Origin of the sequence: Blastococcus litoris (assembly GCF_003075095.1) — a bacterium.
Lineage (GTDB): Bacteria > Actinomycetota > Actinomycetes > Mycobacteriales > Geodermatophilaceae > Blastococcus_B > Blastococcus_B litoris.
In genome coordinates this window covers 450856-471342 of the sequence record NZ_QCZF01000002.1, presented here as the reverse complement: position 1 = coordinate 471342, position 20487 = coordinate 450856, and the positions used below count along the sequence as shown (strand labels likewise).

Here is a 20487-nt window from a genome sequence, read left to right as displayed (position 1 = left end):
CCGACGCCGGGGACCTCCGGGCACACCTGTGCCCACTCCCCCGCCACCGTAGGCACGCCGACGGCGGACGGGATCGGCCCGATGTCACGACGGCGCCACCGAAGCGGCAGGAACCGGCCGCGTCATCCGTCGTGGCCGTGCCGCGGCGCGGGCGTCAGCGGGGCTGGACGAGGCCCTCCTTGACGGCGAGCAGCGCCGCCTGGGTCCGCGAGGTGAGCCCCATCTTCGTGAGCAGGTGGCTGACGTGCGACCGGGCGGTCCGCTCGCTGATCAGCAGGTGCCGGGCGATGTCCTTGTTGGACCGGCCCTCCGCGACCAGGACGAGGACCTCCCGCTCGCGCGTGGTGAGGACGCCGAGGCCCGAGCGCGGCGCCCGGATCTCCTGCGCGAGCCGGCGGGTCACCGCCGCGTCGAGGAAGACCTCGTCGCGGACCGCCGCACGCAGCGCGGCGTCCACCTCCGCCGGGCCGGCGTCCTTGAGCAGATAGCCCGACGCCCCGTTCTCCAGCGCCGCGTGCACCCGCTCGGCCTCGCCGAAGCTGGTGAGGATGACCACCTTGAGCTCGGGGAACCGGCGCAGCACCTCCGCTGTCGCGGTGACGCCGTCCATGCCGGGCATCTGCAGGTCCATGAGGACGACGTCGGGCAGCTCGCCGAGGGCGGCCCCCTTCGCGAGCCGGTCCAGCGCCTCCTGGCCGTCCCCGGCCTCGCCGGCGACCTCGACGTCCTCGAGCGCCTCCAGGTAGGCGACGACGCCGCGGCGGACGACGGCGTGGTCGTCCACCACCAGCACCCTGATCGGACCGGAGGGCATCACGACGGCGCTCCCGGCCGGGCCGGCAACGAGGTGGGCAGGGGCAGGCTCATGCGGACCGTCGTCCCGCCACGCGCCGGCTGCCGCACCTGGACGACGCCGCCCCACCGGGCCGCGCGCTCGCGCATCACGCTCATCCCCATCCCGCTCGACCCCGAGCCGCCGGAGGGCCCGGCGACGCTCTCGGCTCCCATGCCCCGGCCGTCGTCGGTGACCTCGGCCGCGAGCCGGCCCCGGCGGCCGCGGGCGGTCACGGCGAGCCGGAGGCGGATCCTCGACGCACCCGCGTGCTTCACGCTGTTGTGCAGGGCCTCGGCCAGGACCCGGTAGACGTCCTCGAGCAGGTCGGCGTCCAGGCCCGACAGGTCGTCGGCCGGGTCCTCCATCTCGAGGGAGACGTCGATCCCCGTGCGGGCGGAGGTCGTCTCCACAAGCGAGCGCAGGGCCGAGGACAACCCGCTCGCCGTGGTCGCCGCCGGCCGCAGCTCCACCACCATGCCGCGCAGGTCCGCGAGCACGGCCTCGGCGCTGCCGCTCAGGTCGTCGGCGACCTGGGCCACCTTCTCCGGCGTGGGCGGCAGCCCGCGGGCGACGAGCACCCCCAGCGACCGGGCCTGCATCATCATCGAGAAGACCTGCTGCACGACCGAGTCGTGCAGGTCGCGGGCCAGCTTCTGGCGCTCCTCGCGGCGGGCGACGTCGCGCTCCCGCTCCAGCAGGGCGGCGTGGTCGACGGCCATCGCGGCCTGCTCGGCCATGGCCAGCAGGAACTCCAGCTCGCTCTCACCGACCTCCTGACCGGGTGTGAAGAAGGCGTTGAGGATGCCGACCGGCTCCCCGCGGGCGAGGAGGGGCACGCTGGCGAACCAGTCCCACAGGGGCGAGCCCATGACGTCGTGCAGCGGTTCCCAGGCAGGGTCCTGCATGACCGCGTCGTACCGGTTCGCCGCGATGAGCGGCTCCCGCGTCTCGAGCGCCTCGAGCATGAGCAGCCGGGCACCCCGGGCCCGGCAGGCCATGAGCTTGTCGAAGAACTCCGACCCGCGGCCGAAGCCGGAGGAGCCCATCACGTGCAGCCGGTCCCCGGTCGAGTTCACGGTCAGGACCTGGACGCCGGCGAGCCCGTCGGTGCGCGCCACCTCCTGGGCCAGCGCCTCGAGCGTGCCGATCAGGGAGCGCTTCGAGGCGACGTCGGAGGCGGCCTTCGCGATCGCCGCCAGCCGCCGCTCCCGCAACCGGCCCACGGTCACGTCGCGGAAGGACGCGATCCACCGCGTCGTGCCCGGGACCGAGGCGAGGACGTAGGCGAACTCGCGCCGCCGGCCGGTCACAGGCTCCCGCCAGGTGACGGTCTGCTCACCGGTCCGCTGCGCGTCCGAGAGGTCCGGAGCGGGGAACGGCGAGGGGATGCCCGCGACCGAGGCCGGGTCCAGCCCGCACAGGTGGGCGGCGGCGGGGTTGGCCTCGACGAAGCGCCCGCCCGAGTCGATGACCGCGAGGCCGTCCGGGGCGTGCCGCACGACGTCGTCGTCCGAGGTGGCCGACGGGGCCACGGCGACCCGTCCTCGTGGTTCCACCCGGCCCTCCTCGGCGCTCGATCCCCGGACCGGTGGTCCCGGTCACCCTGGACAGATGCTGACACGCCGGGGCCGCCCGGTGCGGGGCGGAGGGGCCGGTCCACCCGGCCGGGGTGGGACCGGTCGACCACACCGCGACGATTGACGCAGGGACGACGACCGATCCGGCGTGAGCGGCGGGGCCATATCTCCGTGCCCAGCACCGGGTGATGCCGGTCACCATGGTGGGTATGCGGACCACCGCCCGGCCCCTGCCCCGCGGGGCGGCCCGGCGGGGTGCCACCGACGGCCGTCGCGGGGGGTCCCCCGTCCGGCCCGTGCAGAGGAGACCCATGTGAAGCGCGCGCTGACCTTCCGGGACGCAGCGAGCCGGACCTCGATGAGGCGGGCGTTCGACCACCTCGGCTACGAGGTGATCCCGTTCAAGAAGACCGAGCAGGCCGTGCTCGACAACGTCCCGAAGGACGTGCGGCTGACGGTCACCGCCTCCCCCGCCAAGGGGCAGGACGCCACCATCGACCTGACCGTCGCCCTGGTCGGTCACGGGTACAACGTGGCCCCCCACCTGTCGGCGCAGCAGGTGCGCGACCGGGCCCACCTGGCCGACGTCGTGGCCCGCTGCCGGGAGGCCGGCATCACCGAGGTCTTCGTCGTGGGCGGCGACCCGACCGACGACCCCACGGAGTTCCGCCACGCACACGACCTGCTCGTGGCGCTGCACGAGCTCGACCACGGGTTCACCGAGATCGGCATCGGCGGCCACCCGGAGGGCCACCCGGTCGCATCGGAGGACACGCTCTTCCAGGCGCTCAAGGACAAGGCCCCCCTGGCCACCCACATCAAGACCCAGATCGTCTTCGACCCCGCCGTCATCCTGCGGTGGGCCCGCGAGCTGAAGAACCGCGGCATCGACCTGCCGGTGCACGTCGGCGTCCCGGGCGCCGTCCACCGCCAGAAGCTGCTGCGGGTCTCGGGCGGGCTGGGCATCGGCGAGTCGGCGAAGTTCCTCAAGAAGCAGCAGAACCTGTTCTGGCGGTTCTTCGTGCCCGGCGGCTACAGTCCGAACAAGATCATCAAGGGGCTGGCCCCGCACATGGGCCAGCCGGACAACAACATCGAGGGCTTCCACGTCTTCACGTTCAACGACCTCGGCCCGACCGAGGCGTGGCGGCAGCAGATGCTGAGCGACCTTGCCTGACACGACCCTGCCCGAGATCCTGAGCCGCCCCTGGAGTCCCCGGTGACCGCACGCCTGATCGACGGCACCGCCGTGGCCCGCCGCGTGCGCGAGGAGGTCGGCCGCGGCGTGCAGGAGCTCGTCTCGGCCGGCGGGACCGCGCCGGGGCTGGCGACCGTGCTCGTCGGCGACGACCCCGCGTCGGAGGTCTACGTCCGCAACAAGCGGCGCCTGTCCGTCGAGGCGGGGATGCAGGACCTCCACCGGCACCTGCCCGGGGACGTCGACCAGGAGACGGCGGCCGCGCTGATCGACGAGCTGGCCGCCGACCCGGCGGTGTCCGGGATCCTGCTGCAGCTGCCGACGCCGAAGCACCTGGACTCCGACGCGCTGGTCGCCCGGATCCCCGCCGAGAAGGACGTCGACGGGCTCACCACCGCCAACGCCGGCCTGCTGGCGCAGGGCCGGCCCGGGCTGCGCCCGTGCACGCCGGCGGGTGTCATGACGCTGCTCGAGGAGTACGACGTCCCGCTCCCGGGCGCCGAGGCGGTCGTCGTCGGCCGCTCGGTGCTCGTGGGCAAGCCGATGGCCCAGCTGCTCCTGGCCGAGAACGCGACGGTGACCGTGTGCCACTCGCGCACCCGCGACCTCGCGGAGGTGTGCCGGCGCGCCGACGTGCTGGTGGTGGCGGCGGGGATCCCGGGCATCGTCGGCGCGGACGCCGTGAAGCCCGGGGCGACGGTCATCGACGTCGGCATCCACCGCGGGGAGAACGGCCTGCGCGGCGACGTCGAGTTCGACGACGTCGTCGAGGTCGCGGGGGCGATCACGCCCGTACCGGGCGGTGTCGGCCCGATGACGATCGCGATGCTGCTGGCCAACACCCTCACCGCGGCGAGGGCCCAGCAGGGCCGTGGCGACTGACGGCGGGGGCCTGGTGCCCCGGCCGTGGGCTCGGTTCGACGACCTCCGTGCCGGGACGGCACTGCTCTGCCCCCCGCCGAGCGAGGTCCTGACGGCGGTGCGGCCGGACGAGGTCGCGGACGTGCTGCAGCGCGTCCACGACGCGACGGAGGCCGGCAGCTGGGCCTTCGGCCACGTGGCCTACGAGGCGGCCTCGGGTCTGGACCCGCTGCTGCCCGGCGGGCCCTCCTCGCCCGACGGGCCGCCGCTGGTGTGGTTCGGCCTGTGCGGCGAGCCCACCGCGGTCGAGCCGGTGACGGCTCCGGAGGGGCTCGGCGAGCCGCCGGCCCCGTGGCCGGCCGACTGGAGCGACGACGAGCACGCCCGTGCCGTCGCCCGGGTGCGCGAGCACATCGCCGCCGGCGAGACCTACCAGTGCAACCTCACCGACCGGCTGCGCACGTCCGCGGCCGGGGACCCCGAGGAGCTGTACGCGCGCCTGGCGCTGGCCCAGCGCGGTGCGTACAACGCCTACCTCGACCTCGGCCGCCACGTGGTGGCCAGCGCCAGCCCCGAGCTGTTCTTCGAGTGGGCGGGCGACGTCGTCCGGACCCGGCCGATGAAGGGCACCGCCGCGCGCGGCCGCACGACCACCGAGGACGGCGAGCAGAGCCGCCGCCTGCGCTCCAGCGCCAAGGAGCAGGCCGAGAACCTCATGATCGTCGACCTGCTCCGCAACGACCTCGGCCGGGTGGCCGAGGTCGGCAGCGTGGCGGTCGACGACCTGTTCGCCCTCGAGCGGTACCCCACCGTGTGGCAGATGACGTCGCAGGTGAGCGCCCGCGTTCGGCCGGGGACCGGCCTGCTCGACCTGTTCCGCGCGCTGTTCCCCTGCGGATCGGTCACCGGCGCCCCCAAGCGCCGCACGATGCAGCTGATCGCCGACCTGGAGCCGACCCCCCGCGGCGTCTACTGCGGCGCCGTCGGGCTGGTCGCTCCCCCGACCGCCCCGTTCCGGGCCCGCTTCAACGTCGCCATCCGCACCGCCGTCGTCCACCGGGCCACCGGGAGCGCCGTCTACGGGGCCGGCGGCGGCATCACGTGGGGGTCCCAGGCGGCGCACGAGCGCGCGGAGCTGCGCACCAAGGCGGCGGTGCTGGCGCACGACCCGGCCGAGCACCGGCTCCTCGAGACGCTGGCGTTCGTCCCCGGGGAGGGGCTGCGGCACGTCGACCGGCACCTCGCGCGGATGGCCGACTCGGCCGACTGGGCCGGCTTCCGCTGCGACCGCGCGGAGGTCCTGGCCCGCCTGGAGCGGTCGGTCGCCGGACGGACCGAGCCGGCCCGCGTCCGGGTCCTGCTGTCCCGTTCCGGTGCGGTCGAGGTCGACCTGCAGGCGATGCCGCCCGTGGTCGCCCGGCCGGTCCGCCTCGCCGTGGACGACGACCCCGTCGACGCCGCGAGCCCCTGGCTGCAGCACAAGACCACCCGCCGCGAGGTCTACCTGACGCGAGCCCTCCGGCACCCGGAGGCCGACGACGTGATCCTTGTGAACCAGGACGGCGAGCTGACCGAGACGACCACGGCGAACCTGGCCCTGCGCATCGGGGGCCGGTGGTGGACGCCGCCCACGACGTCGGGCTGCCTGCCCGGTGTCGAGCGGGCGCGGCTGCTCGAGAGCGGCCGGCTGCACGAGCGCGTGCTCACGGTGGCCGACCTGTACCGCGCCCAGGAGGTGGTGGTGCTCAACTCGCTGCGCGGCCGGCGGCGGGCACGGCTCCTCCGCGGGCACGACCGGGCCCGGGCCGCGGTCGCACCCGCGCCGGTGGGTGGCCCGTGAGCCGCGACGAGCTCGACGGCCAGTCGATCGGCGACTTCCTCGGTCAGCTGGCCGCCCGCATCTCCGCGCCGGGCGCCGGTGCCACGGCCGCCGTCGAGGCGGCGCTGTCGGCCTCGCTGGTCGCCATGGTGGGCCGGTTCACCAGGGACGAGGAGCACGCGGAGGTCGTCGGCGAGATCGTGGCGACCGCGGACGGGCTCCGTGACGTGTGCCTGCGGTCGGCCGCCGATGACGAGGCGGCGTTCGCCGCGGTGGCCGAGGCGATGAAGCTGCCCCGCGGAACGGACGACGAGAAGGCGGCGCGGTCCCGCCGCCTCTCCGAGGTGCAGCTGGCCGCGACCCGCCCGCCGCTGGCCGTCCTGGAGGCGGCCGCCGAGCTGATGTCGCTGGCGGCGCGGGTGCTGCCGGTGGCCAACCCGAACCTGGTCAGCGACGTGGCCGCGGCGACCGCCGCGGCCCGGGCGGCCGCCACGACGGCGCGTCTGGCGGTCGAGGCCAACCTGCCCGGCATCCGGGACGAGGAGGCGCGCGCCCGCCTGGTGTCGGCCGTCGCGGCCGTCGAGGACCTGGCGCGCCGGGCCGACGACGTCGAGGCCGGGGTGCGCGCCAGGATGCGGTCGGAGGCCGCCCCGTGATCCGCCGGCCGGGCCGCTGCGTCGTGATGGGGATCCTCAACGTCACCCCCGACTCGTTCTCCGACGGCGGTCTGCACGAGGGCCTCGGGGCCGCCGTCGCGCACGGCGCGGGGATGGCGGCCGCAGGCGCGGACTACGTCGACGTCGGCGGGGAGTCGACGCGGCCCGGTGCCGGCCGGGTGGCCCCCGAGGAGGAGTGCCGGCGGGTGCTGCCCGTGGTCGCGGAACTGGCCCGGCTGGGGATCGCGGTCAGCATCGACACCACCAGGGCGGTGGTCGCACGGGCCGCGCTCGCAGCGGGTGCGGTGATGGTGAACGACGTCAGCGGCGGGACGGCCGATCCCGGCATGGCTCCGCTCGTCGCCGCGGCCGGTGTGCCCTGGGTGCTCATGCACCGACGGGGCGAGAGCCGCGACATGGACGTCAGGGCCGTGTACGACGACGTCGTGACCGACGTGCGCCGGGAGCTCTGCCGGCGGGTGGACGCCGCGCTGACCGCAGGCGTGGCGGCCGACCGCATCGTCGTCGACCCGGGGCTCGGGTTCGCGAAGCAGCCCGAGCACGACCTGGCCCTGCTGGCCGGCCTGGATCGGATCGTCGACCTCGGCTTCCCGGTCCTGGTCGGCGCCTCCCGGAAGCGGTTCCTCGGCGCCGTGCTGGCCGGCCCGGGCGGTGCGCCCCGGCCGCCCGCCGCACGTGACAGCGCGACCCTGGCGACGTCGGTCCTCGCCGCACGCGCCGGCGCGTGGGGAGTGCGCGTGCACGACGTGACCGGCAGCGCCGACGCCCTGCGCGTCGTGGCCGCCGTCGGCGCGGGGGCACCGGTGCCCCGCCCGCAGACTTCGGCGCCCAGGGCGCCGGACGGGGATGCCAGCCTGCGCATCCCCACCCGCGAAGGACACACAGAGAGGTGGCGATCCGCATGACGAGCACGTTGGACACGGCGGCTCCGGTGACGACGGGGCTCTACATCGGCGGGGAGGTGCGCTCCACCGACGACTCGCTCGAGGTCGTGGACCCGGCGCGCCCGGGTGTCGTCGTGGGGCACGCGGCGGCCGCGTCGACCCAGGACGTGAGCGACGCCGTCGCCGCGGCGAAGGCCGCGTTCCCGGCGTGGGCGGCGCTGCCGGCCACCGAGCGCGCGGCGCAGATGGCCGCGGCGATCCAGGGTCTCGCCGACGAGCGCGACGAGGACGCCCGGATCCTCTCGCTGGAGAACGGCAAGATCGTCCACGAGGCGTGGGTGGACGCGCTGGTGTTCGAGATCCGGTGGCAGCTGGCCCTCTCCCTCGCGGAGGAGGTCGACGCCACCAAGGTCCTCTCCCCGGCCCCGGGCATCCCCGTCGAGACGACCGTCGCCCACCAGCCGCTCGGCGTCGTGACGGTCATCGTGCCGTTCAACTGGCCGATCGCGATCCTCGGCGCGGCCCTCCCGCACGCGCTGCTGGCCGGCAACACCGCGATCGTCAAGCCCCCGCCCACGACGCCGCTGGCCACCACCCGGCTGGTGCAGCGGGTCGCCGAGAAGCTGCCCCCGGGCGTGCTCAACGTGGTGACCGGCCGGGACAGCGAGATGGCCGGCCTGATCGACAACCCCGACATCGCCAAGGTCTGCTTCACCGGCAGCGTCAACGGCGGCAAGCGGATGATGGAGATGGCCTCCCGCAACCTCACCCGGGTCACCCTGGAGCTGGGCGGCAACGACGCGGCGATCATCCGCGAGGACGCCGTCCTCGACGACGAGCACCTCGACCGCCTGTTCGCCGGGATCTTCGACACCACCGGCCAGATCTGCATGGCGGCCAAGCGCATCTACGCGCACCGGTCGCGCATGGACGAGGTCGTGGCCGGGCTCTCGGCGCGGTTGGAGAAGGTCGTCCTGGGTCACGGGCTGGCAGAGGGCACGACCATGGGCCCGCTGCACCAGAGCGCCCAGAAGGCGTTCGTCTCCGAGATCATCGAGGAGGCCAAGGACGCCGGCGCGACCGTGCTCGAGTTCGGGGACCTGCCCGAGGGCGAGTTCGCCCAGGGCAACTTCCTGCGCCCGGCCATCGTCGTCGACCCCGACCCGTCGCTCCGGGTCGTCACGCAGGAGCAGTTCGGCCCGGTGATCCCGGTTCTCCCCTACGACGACGACGCCGACGCCGTGCGGCAGGCGAACGACACGTGGGGCGGGCTGTGCGGCTCGGTCTGGACGGCGGACACCGAGGCCGCCACCCGGCTGGGCGCACAGCTGGCGTGCGGCTACGTCTGGGTCAACGACCACGGGGCCACACGCCTGGACCTGCGGGCCCCGTTCGGCGGGATGAAGCAGTCCGGCATGGGCCGCGAGCAGGGCATCGAGGGGATCCGCGCGTTCCAGGACACCCGCTCGATCGCCCACCTGGACGCGGCCGCGCTCGCCGCCTCCGCGCACTGATCGCCTCGTCCGGGCCGGCGGGGTGCTCCCCCGCCGGCCCGGACGGTCCGTCCCCGTCCCTCGAACCCCTGGGTGCCCCATGCCTCGCAGCTCGCCCGTCGACGGTTTCTCGCTCGCCTACGACCGGACCGGTGACGGGCCGCCGGTCGTGCTCCTGCACGGCTGGCCCGGCGGCCGCTCCGACTACCGCCTGGTGGGGCCGCTGCTGGCCGGCGCCGCCGACGTCGTCGTCCCCGACCTGCGCGGTTTCGGGGAGTCCGACAAGCACCTCGTCGATCCGGACGAGGCGTACACCGGCGCCGCCCAGGCGCGCAGCGTCACCGCGCTGCTCGACGAGCTCGGCCTCGAGGACGTCGTCCTGGCCGGCTACGACATCGGCAGTCGCATCGCCCAGGTCGTCGCGGCGCAGTCCCCCGGCCGCGTGCGTGCACTGGTGGTGGCCCCGCCGCTGCCGGGCGCAGGGCAGCGGCTGCTCGGCCCCGACGTCCACCGCGAGTTCTGGTACCAGCACTTCCACCGCCTCGACCTCGCCGAGCAGCTGCTCGACGGCGACCGGGACGCGGTGCGCAGCTACCTCGAGCACTTCTGGACCCACTGGTCGGGCCCGGCGTACACGCCGGCCGCCGAGGACCTCGACCGGCTGGCGGAGACCTACGCCGCGCCCGGGGCCTTCACCGCGTCGATCGGCTGGTACCGGCAGGGCCCGGGCATCCTGGTCCGCGGGCTGGGCGAGCAGGCGCCGGCCCCGGACGCGAGGCTTCCCGTCCCGACGCACGCCCTCTGGCCGGCGCACGACCCGCTCTTCCCCGTCGAGTGGTCCGACCGGCTGGACGAGTTCTTCACCGACGTGACGCTGACGCACCTCCCGGACTCCGGGCACTTCGTGCCGCTGGAGGAACCCGAGGCGTTCGCCGCGGCCGTCCGGGAGGCGCTCAGCGGCCGCTGAGCTCCTGCCAGCCGCCCGACGGCGTCACCACCGCGCGCACCGGGCGGTCGTGCGCCTCGCGCGGCAGCTCGTCGACCCGCTCGTCGTCGAACACCACCGTGACGAGGACGGCGTCCGGCCGGGCGTGCACCAGCGCGCGGTCGTAGTAGCCACCGCCGCGGCCCAGCCGGATGCCGTGACGGTCCACGGCCAGCGCGGGGACGACGACGGCGTCGGCCTCGGCGATGGCGGTGGGACCGAGCCGTGGGCCGACCGGCTGGGACAGGCCGAACCGGCCCTCCTCCAGCACGCCGGCGTGCACCGCCCAGTCGAGGATGCGCCCCTGCGCGGGGATGACCGGCAGCAGGACGCGCGCGCCCAGGTCGGCGTAGGCGTCGGGCAACGTGCCGGCCCCGGGCTCGGAGGGGTCGGGGACGAAGGCGGCCAGCGTGCCCGCACCCCGCAACCCCGCCAGCAGCGCGGCGGCCACCGCCTCCGCCGCGGCGGCGCGCTCGGCGGCCGGGCGCGACCGCCGGCGGAACAGCAGCCCCTCGCGGAGCTCGTCCTTGACCACGACCGGGTTCTCGGGGGAGGTCATCCCGGCAGCGTAGGGACCGACCCCGCCGCGCGCAGCGCACGCCCGATCCCGCGGGCGGCGGCCAGCAGGGCCGGCACCGCGGACACGGCGCCGGCGTCGTTCGGGACGATCACCGACAGCGCGGCCACCACCTCCCCGAGGCCGTCCCGGACCGGCACCGCGATGCCGGCGGCGTCCGGGTGCACGTGGCCGGGCAGCAGCGCGTACCCGGTGCGCCGCACCTGGTCGAGCAGGGCCCGCAGCCGGGCCGGGTCGGTGATCGTCGCCGGGGTCCGGCTCTCGAGCGGCCGGGCGAGCACCCGCTCCTGCAGCCCGGCCGGGCCGTAGGCCATGAGGACGACGCCGGACGACGAGATGTGCAGCGGCAGCCGGCCGGCGACCCGCGAGTAGTTGACGACGGCGTCCCGCGCGGACAGCCGCTCGAGGAAGATCACCTCGTCGCCGTGCAGCACCGCCAGCTGGGCGTGGTGGCCCACCACGGCGTGCAGGTCCTCGAGGTAGGGCATCGCGGCGTCGCGCAGCGAGCGGGTGGGCGCGGCACGCGAGGCCAGCTCCCACATCCGGATGCCCACGCGGACCTCGCGGTCCGGGCCCCGGCTGAGCAGGCCGTGGTCGACGAGCTGGCCCACGATGCGCGAGGCCGTCGCGAGGTGCAGCCCCGCCCGGCGGGCCAGCTCGGTCACGGTGAGCTCGGGCTCGTCGGGCGTGAACGACTCGAGGATCCGGACGGCGCGCGCCAGGGACGTCTCTCCCGTCGCGACACGAGGCACGGGAGCAGTGTGGCACGGGTCTCCCATCCATTGAGAGCATGTTTCCCGGATCACACTCCGACGGGCCACCGTGGTCCCCATGACCGCCGTCTCCCCCGCTCCGACCCCGGTGGGCGCCGACGTCGCCATGCTGCGCGTGACGGCCAAGACGATGCAGGCCGAGGGGGTGCTCACCCTCGACCTCGCCGCGCCGTCCGGCGGGCGGCTGCGCGACTGGACGCCGGGCTCGCACATCGACCTCGTCCTGCCCAACGGCATGACCCGGCAGTACTCGCTGTGCGGCGACCGGTGGGACCCGCTCACCTACCGCGTGGGCGTGCTGCTGGAGCCGGCCGGCCGCGGGGGCTCGAGCTACGTCCACGACTCCCTGCAGGTGGGCGACCTCGTGGGCGTCGGCGGCCCGCGGAACAACTTCCCGCTCGTGCCCTCGCAGCGCTACCTGTTCGTGGCCGGGGGCATCGGCATCACGCCGATCCTGCCGATGGTGCGGCAGGCAGAGATGCTCGGCGCCGACTGGCAGCTGCTCTACGGCGGGCGGCGACGCGGCTCGATGGCCTTCCTCGGGGAGCTCGAGGGCTACGGGGACCGGGTCCTGGTGCGGCCCGAGGACGAGCACGGCCTGCTGGACCTGGCCGGCTTCCTCGGCGGACCGCGGGACGGCGTCCGCATCTACGCCTGCGGACCCGGGCCCCTGCTCGCGGCCATGGAGCGGACCTGCACCGGCTGGCCGCCGCACACGCTGCGCACCGAGCGGTTCGTCGCGGAGGAGGCCGGTGCGCCGGTGCGGACCGCGCCGTTCGAGGTCGAGCTGGCGCGGTCGGGCACGACCGTGACGGTGACCCCCGACCTGACCGTGCTGGAGGCGCTCAACCGGGTGGGCGTGGAGGTCCTCTCCTCGTGCCGCCGCGGCGTCTGCGGCACCTGCGAGACCACGGTCCTCGCCGGCCGGCCCGATCACCGCGACGCCCTGCTCGACGACGACGAGCGCGAGGCCGACGACTGCATGTACGTCTGCGTCTCCCGCTCGCGCGACGAGCGCCTCGTCCTCGACCTCTGACCCACGGGACTTCCTGTACGGGAAGTCCCTCCTCCGGGAGGAAACATGACCGCCACTGCCCAGGCGCCCACCGCGGTGCCGACGAGCGACGTCGACCCGTTCAGCCACGAGGTGCTCGAGGACCCCCTCCCGATGCACGAGGAACTGCGCGAGGCCGGGCCGGTCGTCTACCTGAACCGCTACGACATCTTCGCCGTGGCCCGCTACGACGAGACGTACGCGGCGCTGGTCGACTGGCAGGCCTTCCAGTCGGCGGCGGGCGTCGGGATGTCCAACTTCCGCTACGAGAAGCCGTGGCGGCCGCCGAGCATCGTCCTGGAGGCCGACCCGCCCAAGCACGACGCGCCCCGCCGGGTGCTGCAGAAGGTGCTCGGCCCGCGCGCCCTGCGCCGGCTGCACGACGGCTGGGCGGCCGACGCCGATGCGCTGGTCGACGAGGTCCTCGCCCGCGGGACGACGCTGGACGCCGTCGCGGACCTGGCCGCCACGTTCCCGCTGCGCGTCTTCCCCGACGCGGTGGGGATCCAGAAGACGGGGCGGGAGAACCTGCTCCCCTACGGCGACCACGCCTTCAACGCCTTCGGGCCGGACAACGACCTCGTGCAGAAGGGCGCGCCGAGGGTCGCCGAGCTCTCGGCCTGGGTGAACACGCAGTGCCAGCGGGACGTGCTGAACCCCACCGGTTTCGGTGCGGACATCTGGGCGGCGTCCGACCGCGGCGACATCACCCCGGAGCAGGCCCCGCTCGCCGTGCGGTCGCTGCTCACCGCCGGCGTCGACACGACGGTGCACGGCATCTCCGCCGTCCTCTACGCCTTCGCGACCAACCCCGACCAGTGGCAGCGCGTGCGCGAGGACCCGGGCCTGGCCCGGGTCGCCTTCGACGAGGCGGTGCGCTGGGAGTCGCCGGTGCAGACCTTCTTCCGGACGGCCACCACCGACGTCCGCGTCGGCGACGTCGTGGTTCCCGAGGGCCGCAAGATCCTGATGTTCCTGGCCGCCGCCAACCGCGATCCGCGGCGCTGGGCGGACCCGGACGCCTTCGACCTGTCGCGGGACCCGTCGGGCCACGTCGGGTTCGGCATGGGCATCCACCAGTGCGTCGGCCAGCACGTGGCGCGCCTGGAGGCGGCGACCCTGGTGACCGCGCTGGCCCGTCGGGTGCGGACGATCGAGCTCGACGGCCCGACGAAGCGGCACCACAACAACACGCTGCGCGCCTGGGAGAGCATCCCGGTGCGGATCACGCTCGACTGACGTCGTCCCCCCGTGGGACCACGGGCACCAGCAGGTGGGAGTCGAACCGCCCGCCGGTGTGCACCCGGTGCGTCCCGCGGTTGACCGTCTCCTCGTGACGGGCGTAGGTCAGCGGCTTCGGGTACCGCATGATGTCGCTGCCCTGCACGACCAGCAGCAGGCGCTCGCCGGCCTCGAACCGGGTGCCCGACGGCCACACCTCGACGTCGAGCCGCGCGCGCTCCCCGGGCTCGACCGGGAGCGCGCGCCGGTGCGCGAGGACGGGCAGGAAGTCCGTCGACAGCTCCGGGTCCAGCTCGCGGTGCGAGGCGCGCTGCCAGCCGACGGCGACGGGGCCGTCCTCGAACTGCGCGTAGTACGGGAAGCCGACCTGCCGGCCGTCGGCGTCGAGCTTGAAGAGCGCGACGAACACGTCCATGTCGTCCCCCTCCGTCGTCGACACGTGGAGGGCGGCCGTGATGTGCCCGACCAGCTCGACGGGCTCGTCGAAGCGCATCTCGAAGGTGGCGCGCCGCGGGGCCAGGCCGCTGCCCAGACCGGAGTACGCCGCTGACTCCTCCTCCGCCGGCGCTTCCCAGCCGAGGGAGCCGTCCCCGGCCCGCAGGTAGAGCCGCCGGTACTCGACGTCCTCCAACGGCCATTCGCGGGCGGTCCGGAAGGTGCCCTGGTCGTAGGCCTCGCGCACCTCGACGCGCACCCGCGGCCAGTCCTGGACGCCGGTGTCCCGGCCGAGCAGGAAGTGGTCGAAGAAGGCCCGCTGCCGTTCGACCATCTCGGGCTCGTAGTAGTAGGCCCACTTCTTCCGCCCGTGGACCTCGAGCCACTTCTGCGGCGACGAGATCCGCCGGAAGCCCTCCAGCGTCCCGCGGCTGTGCAGGCCCTGGTCCGACCAGCTGGCCACCACGAACGCGGGGACCTCGACCGCCTCCAGCCGCGCGCTCTTCGACGCCCAGAACGAGTCGTAGAACGGGTGCTCCGCCGTCTCGGTCTCGAGGTCCTCGACCTCAGTGGTGCTTGCCCCCCAGCGTTCCCAGATGTAGGGCCAGAACGAGGTCTCGGGGATGCCGCCGTGCCGGGCCACCTCGCGGTAGGTGTCGCTCCAGCCCTCCCAGGGGTTGATGGCCGCCAGGTGCGGCGGGTTCAGCTCCGCGACCCGCCACTGCGAGACGGTCAGGTAGGAGACGCCGGACAGGCCGACCTTGCCGGCGCTCCACGGCTGGGTGCCGGCCCACTCGACGAGGTCGGCGAAGGCCCGCGCCTCCTGCGGGGAGCAGTACGTCGCCCGCCCCTCCGAGTACCAGGTGCCCGGGATGTCGGCGAGCACGATGGCGTAGCCGTGCGGCACCCAGTACTCCGGGTCGGGCGCCTCGAACGTGGTCAGCTCACCGGTGTGCTCCGGCTTCACCCCCGCCGCCGGGTAGATGACGCCGATCGGCGCGGGGTTGTGCTTGCCGTAGGGCGACCAGCTGATCAGCGGCGCCGCCGGCTCCTCGGTGTCGGGCCGGTACACGTCCACGTACAGGACGAGGCCGTCCGGCCCGTAGGGCACGGCGATGTCCCGCTCGATCAGCATGCCCGGACGGCGCTCGACCCGGTGCTCCGGCGGGCGGCCCGCCCGGGACTCCGGCGTGCTGCGGGGTGCGCGGAAGATGAGGTCGACGTCGTCGGACGGCACGGCTCTCCTCGTCGAGGGTCGGATGCCCTCGACGCTAGCCAGCCCGCTGCGGGGCTGACAGGCGACAAATGACCCGACGGGTCAGCCGGAGGTGCCGCGCAGTTCCTCGAGGATCGGCGCCGCCACCTTGAAGGCGTGGTTGGCCGCCGGGACGCCGGCGTAGATCGCGGCGTGCTGGATGACCTCGCCGATCTCCTCGTCGGTCAGGCCGTTGTTCTTGGCCGCCCGCACGTGCAGCGCGAACTCCTCCCAGTGCCGGAGCGCGATGGTGATCGACAGCGTCATCAGGCTGCGGTCCCGGCGGGCCAGCCCCGGGCGCTGCCAGAGGTCACCCCAGGCGGTGCGGGTGATGAAGTCCTGGAAGTCGGCGGTGAAGGGCGTCGTGGCGGCCACGGCGCGGTCGACGTGGGCGTCGCCCAGCACCTCCCGCCGGGTCCGCATGCCCGCTTCGCGCCGTTCGTCGTCCGTGCTCATGCGGGCGCTCCTGCCGAGTCGAGGTGGCCGAGCAGCGCGCCGGTGGTCTCCAGCGTGCGCTCGAGGTTGGCCAGGTGGGCGGCCGGGCTCAGGGTCAGCAGCTCGGCGCCCGGGATGCCGTCGGCGATCAGCCGCTGGTGCTCGGGCGGCAGGGCCGGGTCCTCGGCGCCGGATACGACGAGGGTCGGCGCGGTGATCCGGCCGAGGTCCTCGCGCAGGTCGAGCCCTGCCACCACCTCGCAGCAGGCGGCGTAGCCCTCGTCGTCGGCGCCCTCGATCATCGCGACGAGCCGGGCGACCAGGTCGGGGTGCTCCGCGGCGTACGCCGGGGTCAGCCAGCGCTCCACCACGGTCGGCGCGAACTGGGCCGTGCCTCCCGCCCGCGCGGCGACCGCGCGGTCGAGGAAGCCCTGCGGATCGGCCTTGGCCGAGCTGCACAGGACGGCGAGGCTCTGCACCCGGCTGGGCTCGCGGGCGGCCAGCCGCATCGCCGTCATCCCGCCGAGCGAGAGCCCGGCGACGTGCGCCCGGTCGACGCCGAGCCGGTCCAGCAGCGCGACGACGTCGTCCACCAGGTCGTCGAGGTCGTAGGGGCCCGCGGGCGCCGGGGACTCCCCGTGCCCGCGGGTGTCGTAGGTGACCACCCGGAACCGCTCGGCCAGCGCCGGCACCTGCGGGTCCCACATCGCCCGGGTCGCGCCCAGGGAGTTGGAGAGGACGACGAGCGGCGCGTCGGCCGGGCCGTCCTCGGTGTACGAGACCTCGACGGCGGTCATGCGGCTCCTCCGGTGCGGGCGTCGTAGGCGGCGAGGACGGCGTCGACCTGCTCGGCGGCCTCGCCGACGTCCGGCCCGCCGCTGAGCAGTCCGGTCACGTCGACGTCCGGCCGCTGCGCGACCACCTCGGCGAGCGGCCGACCCGAGCGCTGGGCCTCGCGAACCGCCTCCGCGGCGGCGTCGTGCGCCGCGCCGCGGCCCAGGGACGGCGTGAGGGCGTCGGCGAGCGCGCCGGCCAGCTCGGGGTCGCCGGCCGCCTCGACGGCCGCGGCCATCCGGGCGACGTCGACCCGCAGGCCGGTCAGGCACTCGGCCAGCCACGCCGCCGCCGAGCCGACGACGGTCAGCAGCTCACCGAGGGTGGGCCACTCGCTGTGCCACGCCCCGGCGGAGCGTTCGTGCTCCTGCTCCATGGCGGCGAAGAGGGTGCCCACCAGCCCGGGCGCACGGCGGGCGCAGGCGCGGGCGGAGATGGCGGCGACCGGGTTGTGCTTGTGCGGCATCGCCGACGACCCGCCCCGGCCCTCGGCCCCCTCGCTGACCTCGCCGACCTCGGTCTGCGCCATCAGGACGACGTCGAGCGCGACGGTGGCGAGCACGCCCGCCGTCGCTCCGAGGGCCCCGGCGAGGTCGGCGATCGGCAGGCGGACCGTGTGCCACGCGACCGGTGTGGTGGTGAACCCGAGCTCGGTGGCCAGGGCGGCGCGCAGGTCGGTGCCCGACCCGTCGCTGGCGGCCAGCGTGCCGACAGCGCCTCCGTACTGGACCGGCAGGGAGTCGTCGACGGCGATCAGACGGGCACGGGCCCCCTCGAGCCCCTCCAGCCAGCCGGCCGCCTTGAGGCCGAACGTGGTGGGCAGCGCCTGCTGCATGAGCGTGCGCCCCATGACGACGTCGTCCCGGTGGGTGCGCGCCAGGCCGGCTGCGGCCTCGGCGGCGACCGCGAGGTCGCGGTCGATCGCGGCCAAGGCGCGGCGGGCGACCAGCATCATCGCGGTGTCGAGGACGTCCTGGCTGGTCGCGCCGACGTGCACCGCCCGTGTGGCGTCGGGGCCGACGGCGTCCTGCAGCACCCGGACCAGCGGCGGCACGGGGTTGCCGGCGTCGGCCGCCTGCGCGAACACCCGCGCCAGGTCCAGCCCCGCCGGCTCCGCGCACACCGCGGTGACGGCGTCCGCCGCGGTGGTGGACACCAGCCCCGTGCGGGCGGCCGCCCGTGCCAGGGCCGCCTCGACGTCGAGCAGGGCGTCGAGCCAGGCCGGGTCGGAGACGGCCGCGGAGGCTCCTCCGCGGGCGAAGGTGCCGTCGAAGAGTCCGCTCACGCGCCCTTCCTACCGGACCCGCTCATACGGCGAAGAAGACCGTCTCCCGGTCCCCCTGCAGGTAGATGTCGAACCGGTAGCCGTCGTCCGACTTGTCCGCGAGCAGGGTGGCGCGCTGCCCCTCGTCGAGCCCGCGCAGGACGACGTCCTCCGCGTTGGCCTCGGCCTCGTCGGCGAAGTAGATCCGCGTGACCACCCGGTCCAGCAGTCCCCGGGCGAACACCGAGACGTCGATGTGCGGGGCCTGCAGGCCGCCCTCGCCGTCGGGCACCCGGCCCGGCTTGAGCGTGTGCACGGCGTACTCGCCGGTGCTGGTCTGCGCCCGCGCATACCCGCGGAAGCCTTCGTAGGACGCCGCGCCGCGCGGGTCCATCGGCGACGGGAACCCGCCGTCGGGGTCGGCCTGCCACGTCTCGACCATCGCGTCGGGGACGACCGCGCCGGCGCCGTCGAAGATCCGCCCGCGGATCCAGAAGGCACCCGGGGTGCCCTCGGCGGCCGCCAGCTCGCCGTCGGGCCAGCTGAGGCCGATGGCCAGGTAGGGGCCGACGGTCGCGCTCGGGCTGGTGCCCAGCCGCAACGGCCCCTCGAGGAAGCCGGTGGTGCGGCTCCGGCCCGGGAGCGGCTGGTAGGGCTCGGTGACGTCGGGGACGTCCAGGGGGTTGGTGGTCACGCCACGTCTCCGTCGTCCTCGGTCTCGAACGGGGTCTGGTCGGTGCCGCGCAGCACGATGTTCCACTCGAAGGCCAGCGCCCAGTTGTCCACGGTGCGCTCGAGGCTGAACTGGCTGATCGCGCGGTGGCGCGCCGCGGCCGGGATCGAGTTGAAGATCGGGTCCTGGCCGAACAGCGGGTCGTCCGGGAAGTACATCTGGGTGACCAGCCGCTGGGTGAACGCACGGCCGAAGAGGCTGAAGTGGATGTGCGCCGGCCGCCAGGCGTTGTGGTGGTTGCCCCACGGGTAGGCCCCGGGCTTGATCGTCATGAACTCGTACCGGCCGAGGCTGTCGGTGACCACCCGGCCCAGCCCGTCGAAGTGCGGGTCCAGCGGCGCGGGGAACACGTCGACGACGTGCCGGTAGCGCCCACCGGCGTTGGCCTGCCACACCTCGACGAGGGCGTCGGGCACGGGGCGGCCGTCGCTGTCGAGCACCCGGCCGTGGACGAGGATCCGCTGGCCGACCGCCTCGCCGCCGTTGCGGAGGGTCAGGTCGGCGTCGGTCGGCAGGACGCGGTCCTCGCCGAGCACCGGGCCGGTGATCTCGGTGAGCCGCTGCGGCAGGTCCACCGGCGTGCGCAGCGGCGCACGGAGACCGGTGCTCTTGTAGTCGGGGAACCCGACGGGCGTCCGCGTGGCGTCCGGCTCGCGCAGGTACCTCGGCAGGTGCAGGCCGCTCGGCGATGTGGTCCCGGTCATGCCGGGACCGTACGGGCCCCGGGTTAGGCTCTCCAAGCCCGGACTTCCACTGGGCGGGAGGGATTCCGATGGCCGGACGAAGCAGCGCCCCCGGCCGTTCCGTCACCTCCAGGGCCCTGGCGATCCTGGACGCGTTCGACGCCACGACCCCGCGGCTGTCGCTGTCCGAGATCGCCCAGCGCTCCGCGCTGCCACTGGCCACCGCGCACCGGCTGCTCGGCGAGCTGACCGCATGGGGAGCGCTCCACCGGCGCAGCGACGGGCGCTACGAGATCGGCCGCAAGCTGTGGGACCTCGGCCTGCTCGCACCGGTGCAGCTGGAGCTCCGGCAGGTGGCCGCGCCGTTCCTCCAGGACCTGCACACCACCATCCGGGACACGGTGCACCTCGCCGTCCGGGAGGGCCTGCAGGCGCTCTACGTGGAGCGGATCTCCGGACGCGAGTCGGTGCCGATCGTCAGCCAGGTGGGCAGCCGGCTCCCCCTGCACGCGACCGGCGTGGGCAAGGTGCTGCTGGCCTCGGCCCCGCTGGACGTCGTCGAGCAGGCGCTGCGCTCGCTCAGCCGGCAGACCCGGCACACGCTGGTCGACCCCGGACGCATGCGCCGCGAGCTGGCCGAGGTCCGCCGCCGCCGGTACGCACGCACCTCGGAGGAGATGTCCCCCGGCGCCGCGTCGCTGGCCGTCCCGGTGCAGGTGGAGCGGCGCGGCGGACCGCTGGTCGTGGCCGCGCTCGGCATCGTCGTCCCGCCGCACCGGCGCGACCTCCCCCGGCTCGTGCCCGTGCTGGAGATGGCCGCGCGGGGCATCGGCCGCGAGCTGGCCCGCACCCGCGACTTCCACTGAGCGGGAG

The 20487-nt window shown here is 74.9% G+C and carries 20 protein-coding genes; 10 read left to right on the top strand and 10 right to left on the bottom strand.

Annotated features, from left to right (window positions below):
* Positions 1–154 precede the first annotated feature (154 nt).
* Entirely contained in the window at positions 155–814 is a 660-nt protein-coding gene (locus tag DCS98_RS06675; RefSeq protein ID WP_116450681.1) for a response regulator, read from the bottom strand.
* Positions 814–2391, bottom strand: a complete 1578-nt coding sequence (locus DCS98_RS06670; protein ID WP_116450552.1) for a PAS domain-containing sensor histidine kinase — start codon at positions 2389–2391, stop codon at positions 814–816. The genes DCS98_RS06675 and DCS98_RS06670 overlap by 1 nt, the downstream gene beginning before the upstream one ends.
* A 334-nt stretch (positions 2392–2725) precedes the next feature.
* On the opposite strand from DCS98_RS06670, the gene DCS98_RS06665 reads away from it, so the two are divergent.
* The 7 genes from DCS98_RS06665 (at position 2726) to DCS98_RS06635 (ending at position 10311) form a co-directional block, all read left to right on the top strand.
* Entirely contained in the window at positions 2726–3589 is an 864-nt protein-coding gene (locus DCS98_RS06665) for a methylenetetrahydrofolate reductase (RefSeq protein WP_116450551.1), read from the top strand.
* Between the two features lie 42 nt (positions 3590–3631).
* Positions 3632–4492: a bifunctional methylenetetrahydrofolate dehydrogenase/methenyltetrahydrofolate cyclohydrolase FolD gene (gene folD / locus DCS98_RS06660; protein ID WP_116450550.1), complete on the top strand. Its 861-nt coding sequence runs from the start codon at positions 3632–3634 to the stop codon at positions 4490–4492.
* Positions 4482–6311: an aminodeoxychorismate synthase component I gene (gene pabB, locus DCS98_RS06655; protein WP_241037272.1), complete on the top strand. Its 1830-nt coding sequence runs from the start codon at positions 4482–4484 to the stop codon at positions 6309–6311. The genes folD and pabB overlap by 11 nt, the downstream gene beginning before the upstream one ends.
* Positions 6308–6946, top strand: a complete 639-nt coding sequence (locus tag DCS98_RS06650) for a cyclodeaminase/cyclohydrolase family protein (RefSeq protein WP_116450549.1) — start codon at positions 6308–6310, stop codon at positions 6944–6946. The genes pabB and DCS98_RS06650 overlap by 4 nt, the downstream gene beginning before the upstream one ends.
* Positions 6943–7872, top strand: coding sequence for a dihydropteroate synthase (folP, locus tag DCS98_RS06645; RefSeq protein ID WP_241037269.1), 930 nt, complete (start codon positions 6943–6945; stop codon positions 7870–7872). Before DCS98_RS06650 ends, folP begins: the two co-directional genes overlap by 4 nt.
* Positions 7869–9365, top strand: a complete 1497-nt coding sequence (locus tag DCS98_RS06640; protein ID WP_116450678.1) for an aldehyde dehydrogenase family protein — start codon at positions 7869–7871, stop codon at positions 9363–9365. The genes folP and DCS98_RS06640 overlap by 4 nt, the downstream gene beginning before the upstream one ends.
* Before the next feature lie 79 nt (positions 9366–9444).
* Positions 9445–10311, top strand: a complete 867-nt coding sequence (locus DCS98_RS06635; protein ID WP_116450548.1) for an alpha/beta fold hydrolase — start codon at positions 9445–9447, stop codon at positions 10309–10311.
* Here DCS98_RS06635 and DCS98_RS06630 read toward each other — a convergent pair.
* A complete protein-coding gene (locus tag DCS98_RS06630; protein WP_116450547.1) occupies positions 10298–10888 on the bottom strand; it encodes a 5-formyltetrahydrofolate cyclo-ligase in 591 nt (196 codons plus the stop codon). The genes DCS98_RS06635 and DCS98_RS06630 overlap by 14 nt on opposite strands.
* The gene (locus tag DCS98_RS06625; RefSeq protein ID WP_116450546.1) at positions 10885–11658 is read right to left on the bottom strand and encodes an IclR family transcriptional regulator; all 774 of its coding nucleotides are present in this window, start codon (positions 11656–11658) and stop codon (positions 10885–10887) included. The genes DCS98_RS06630 and DCS98_RS06625 overlap by 4 nt, the downstream gene beginning before the upstream one ends.
* A gap of 79 nt (positions 11659–11737) precedes the next feature.
* On the opposite strand from DCS98_RS06625, the gene DCS98_RS06620 reads away from it, so the two are divergent.
* Positions 11738–12715 (top strand): PDR/VanB family oxidoreductase, encoded by a 978-nt coding sequence (locus tag DCS98_RS06620; RefSeq protein WP_116450545.1) that lies wholly within the window; start codon positions 11738–11740, stop codon positions 12713–12715.
* Between the two features lie 45 nt (positions 12716–12760).
* Positions 12761–13972, top strand: a complete 1212-nt coding sequence (locus DCS98_RS06615; RefSeq protein ID WP_116450544.1) for a cytochrome P450 — start codon at positions 12761–12763, stop codon at positions 13970–13972.
* Here the strand turns inward: DCS98_RS06615 and DCS98_RS06610 are convergent.
* The 6 genes from DCS98_RS06610 to pcaH all read right to left on the bottom strand — a co-directional run bounded on the left by DCS98_RS06610 (position 13959) and on the right by pcaH (position 19635).
* Positions 13959–15647 carry a CocE/NonD family hydrolase gene (locus tag DCS98_RS06610; protein WP_116450543.1) on the bottom strand — a complete coding sequence of 563 codons (1689 nt, stop codon included), beginning with the start codon at positions 15645–15647 and terminating at the stop codon, positions 13959–13961. The two genes, DCS98_RS06615 and DCS98_RS06610, sit on opposite strands and share 14 nt — an antisense overlap.
* 81 nt (positions 15648–15728) lie before the next feature.
* Positions 15729–16121, bottom strand: a complete 393-nt coding sequence (gene pcaC / locus DCS98_RS06605) for a 4-carboxymuconolactone decarboxylase (RefSeq protein WP_116450542.1) — start codon at positions 16119–16121, stop codon at positions 15729–15731.
* Entirely contained in the window at positions 16118–16897 is a 780-nt protein-coding gene (gene pcaD / locus DCS98_RS06600) for a 3-oxoadipate enol-lactonase (RefSeq protein ID WP_116450541.1), read from the bottom strand. The genes pcaC and pcaD overlap by 4 nt, the downstream gene beginning before the upstream one ends.
* Positions 16894–18219: a 3-carboxy-cis,cis-muconate cycloisomerase gene (gene pcaB, locus DCS98_RS06595; protein WP_116450540.1), complete on the bottom strand. Its 1326-nt coding sequence runs from the start codon at positions 18217–18219 to the stop codon at positions 16894–16896. Before pcaB ends, pcaD begins: the two co-directional genes overlap by 4 nt.
* 22 nt (positions 18220–18241) lie before the next feature.
* On the bottom strand, positions 18242–18892 hold the full coding sequence (pcaG, locus tag DCS98_RS06590; RefSeq protein WP_116450539.1) for a protocatechuate 3,4-dioxygenase subunit alpha: 651 nt from the start codon (positions 18890–18892) through the stop codon (positions 18242–18244).
* Positions 18889–19635, bottom strand: a complete 747-nt coding sequence (gene pcaH, locus DCS98_RS06585; protein ID WP_116450538.1) for a protocatechuate 3,4-dioxygenase subunit beta — start codon at positions 19633–19635, stop codon at positions 18889–18891. Before pcaH ends, pcaG begins: the two co-directional genes overlap by 4 nt.
* Before the next feature lie 68 nt (positions 19636–19703).
* Here pcaH and DCS98_RS06580 point away from each other — a divergent pair, with 68 nt between their 5' ends.
* Complete coding sequence (locus DCS98_RS06580) at positions 19704–20480, top strand: IclR family transcriptional regulator (RefSeq protein WP_116450537.1); 777 nt, start codon at positions 19704–19706, stop codon at positions 20478–20480.
* Positions 20481–20487: the final 7 nt, after the last annotated feature.

Bases quoted from the DNA above. Each gene is read 5' to 3' on its own strand.
- DCS98_RS06620 (WP_116450545.1), top strand. From the start codon at position 11,738: ATGACCGCCGTCTCCCCCGCTCCGACCCCGGTGGGCGCCGACGTCGCC.
- DCS98_RS06580 (WP_116450537.1), top strand. From the start codon at position 19,704: ATGGCCGGACGAAGCAGCGCCCCCGGCCGTTCCGTCACCTCCAGGGCC.
- DCS98_RS06635 (WP_116450548.1), top strand. From the start codon at position 9,445: ATGCCTCGCAGCTCGCCCGTCGACGGTTTCTCGCTCGCCTACGACCGG.
- DCS98_RS06675 (WP_116450681.1), bottom strand. From the start codon at position 814: ATGCCCTCCGGTCCGATCAGGGTGCTGGTGGTGGACGACCACGCCGTC.
- DCS98_RS06640 (WP_116450678.1), top strand. From the start codon at position 7,869: ATGACGAGCACGTTGGACACGGCGGCTCCGGTGACGACGGGGCTCTAC.
- pcaD (WP_116450541.1), bottom strand. From the start codon at position 16,897: ATGACCGCCGTCGAGGTCTCGTACACCGAGGACGGCCCGGCCGACGCG.
- DCS98_RS06615 (WP_116450544.1), top strand. From the start codon at position 12,761: ATGACCGCCACTGCCCAGGCGCCCACCGCGGTGCCGACGAGCGACGTC.
- DCS98_RS06630 (WP_116450547.1), bottom strand. From the start codon at position 10,888: ATGACCTCCCCCGAGAACCCGGTCGTGGTCAAGGACGAGCTCCGCGAG.
- pcaH (WP_116450538.1), bottom strand. From the start codon at position 19,635: ATGACCGGGACCACATCGCCGAGCGGCCTGCACCTGCCGAGGTACCTG.
- pcaC (WP_116450542.1), bottom strand. From the start codon at position 16,121: ATGAGCACGGACGACGAACGGCGCGAAGCGGGCATGCGGACCCGGCGG.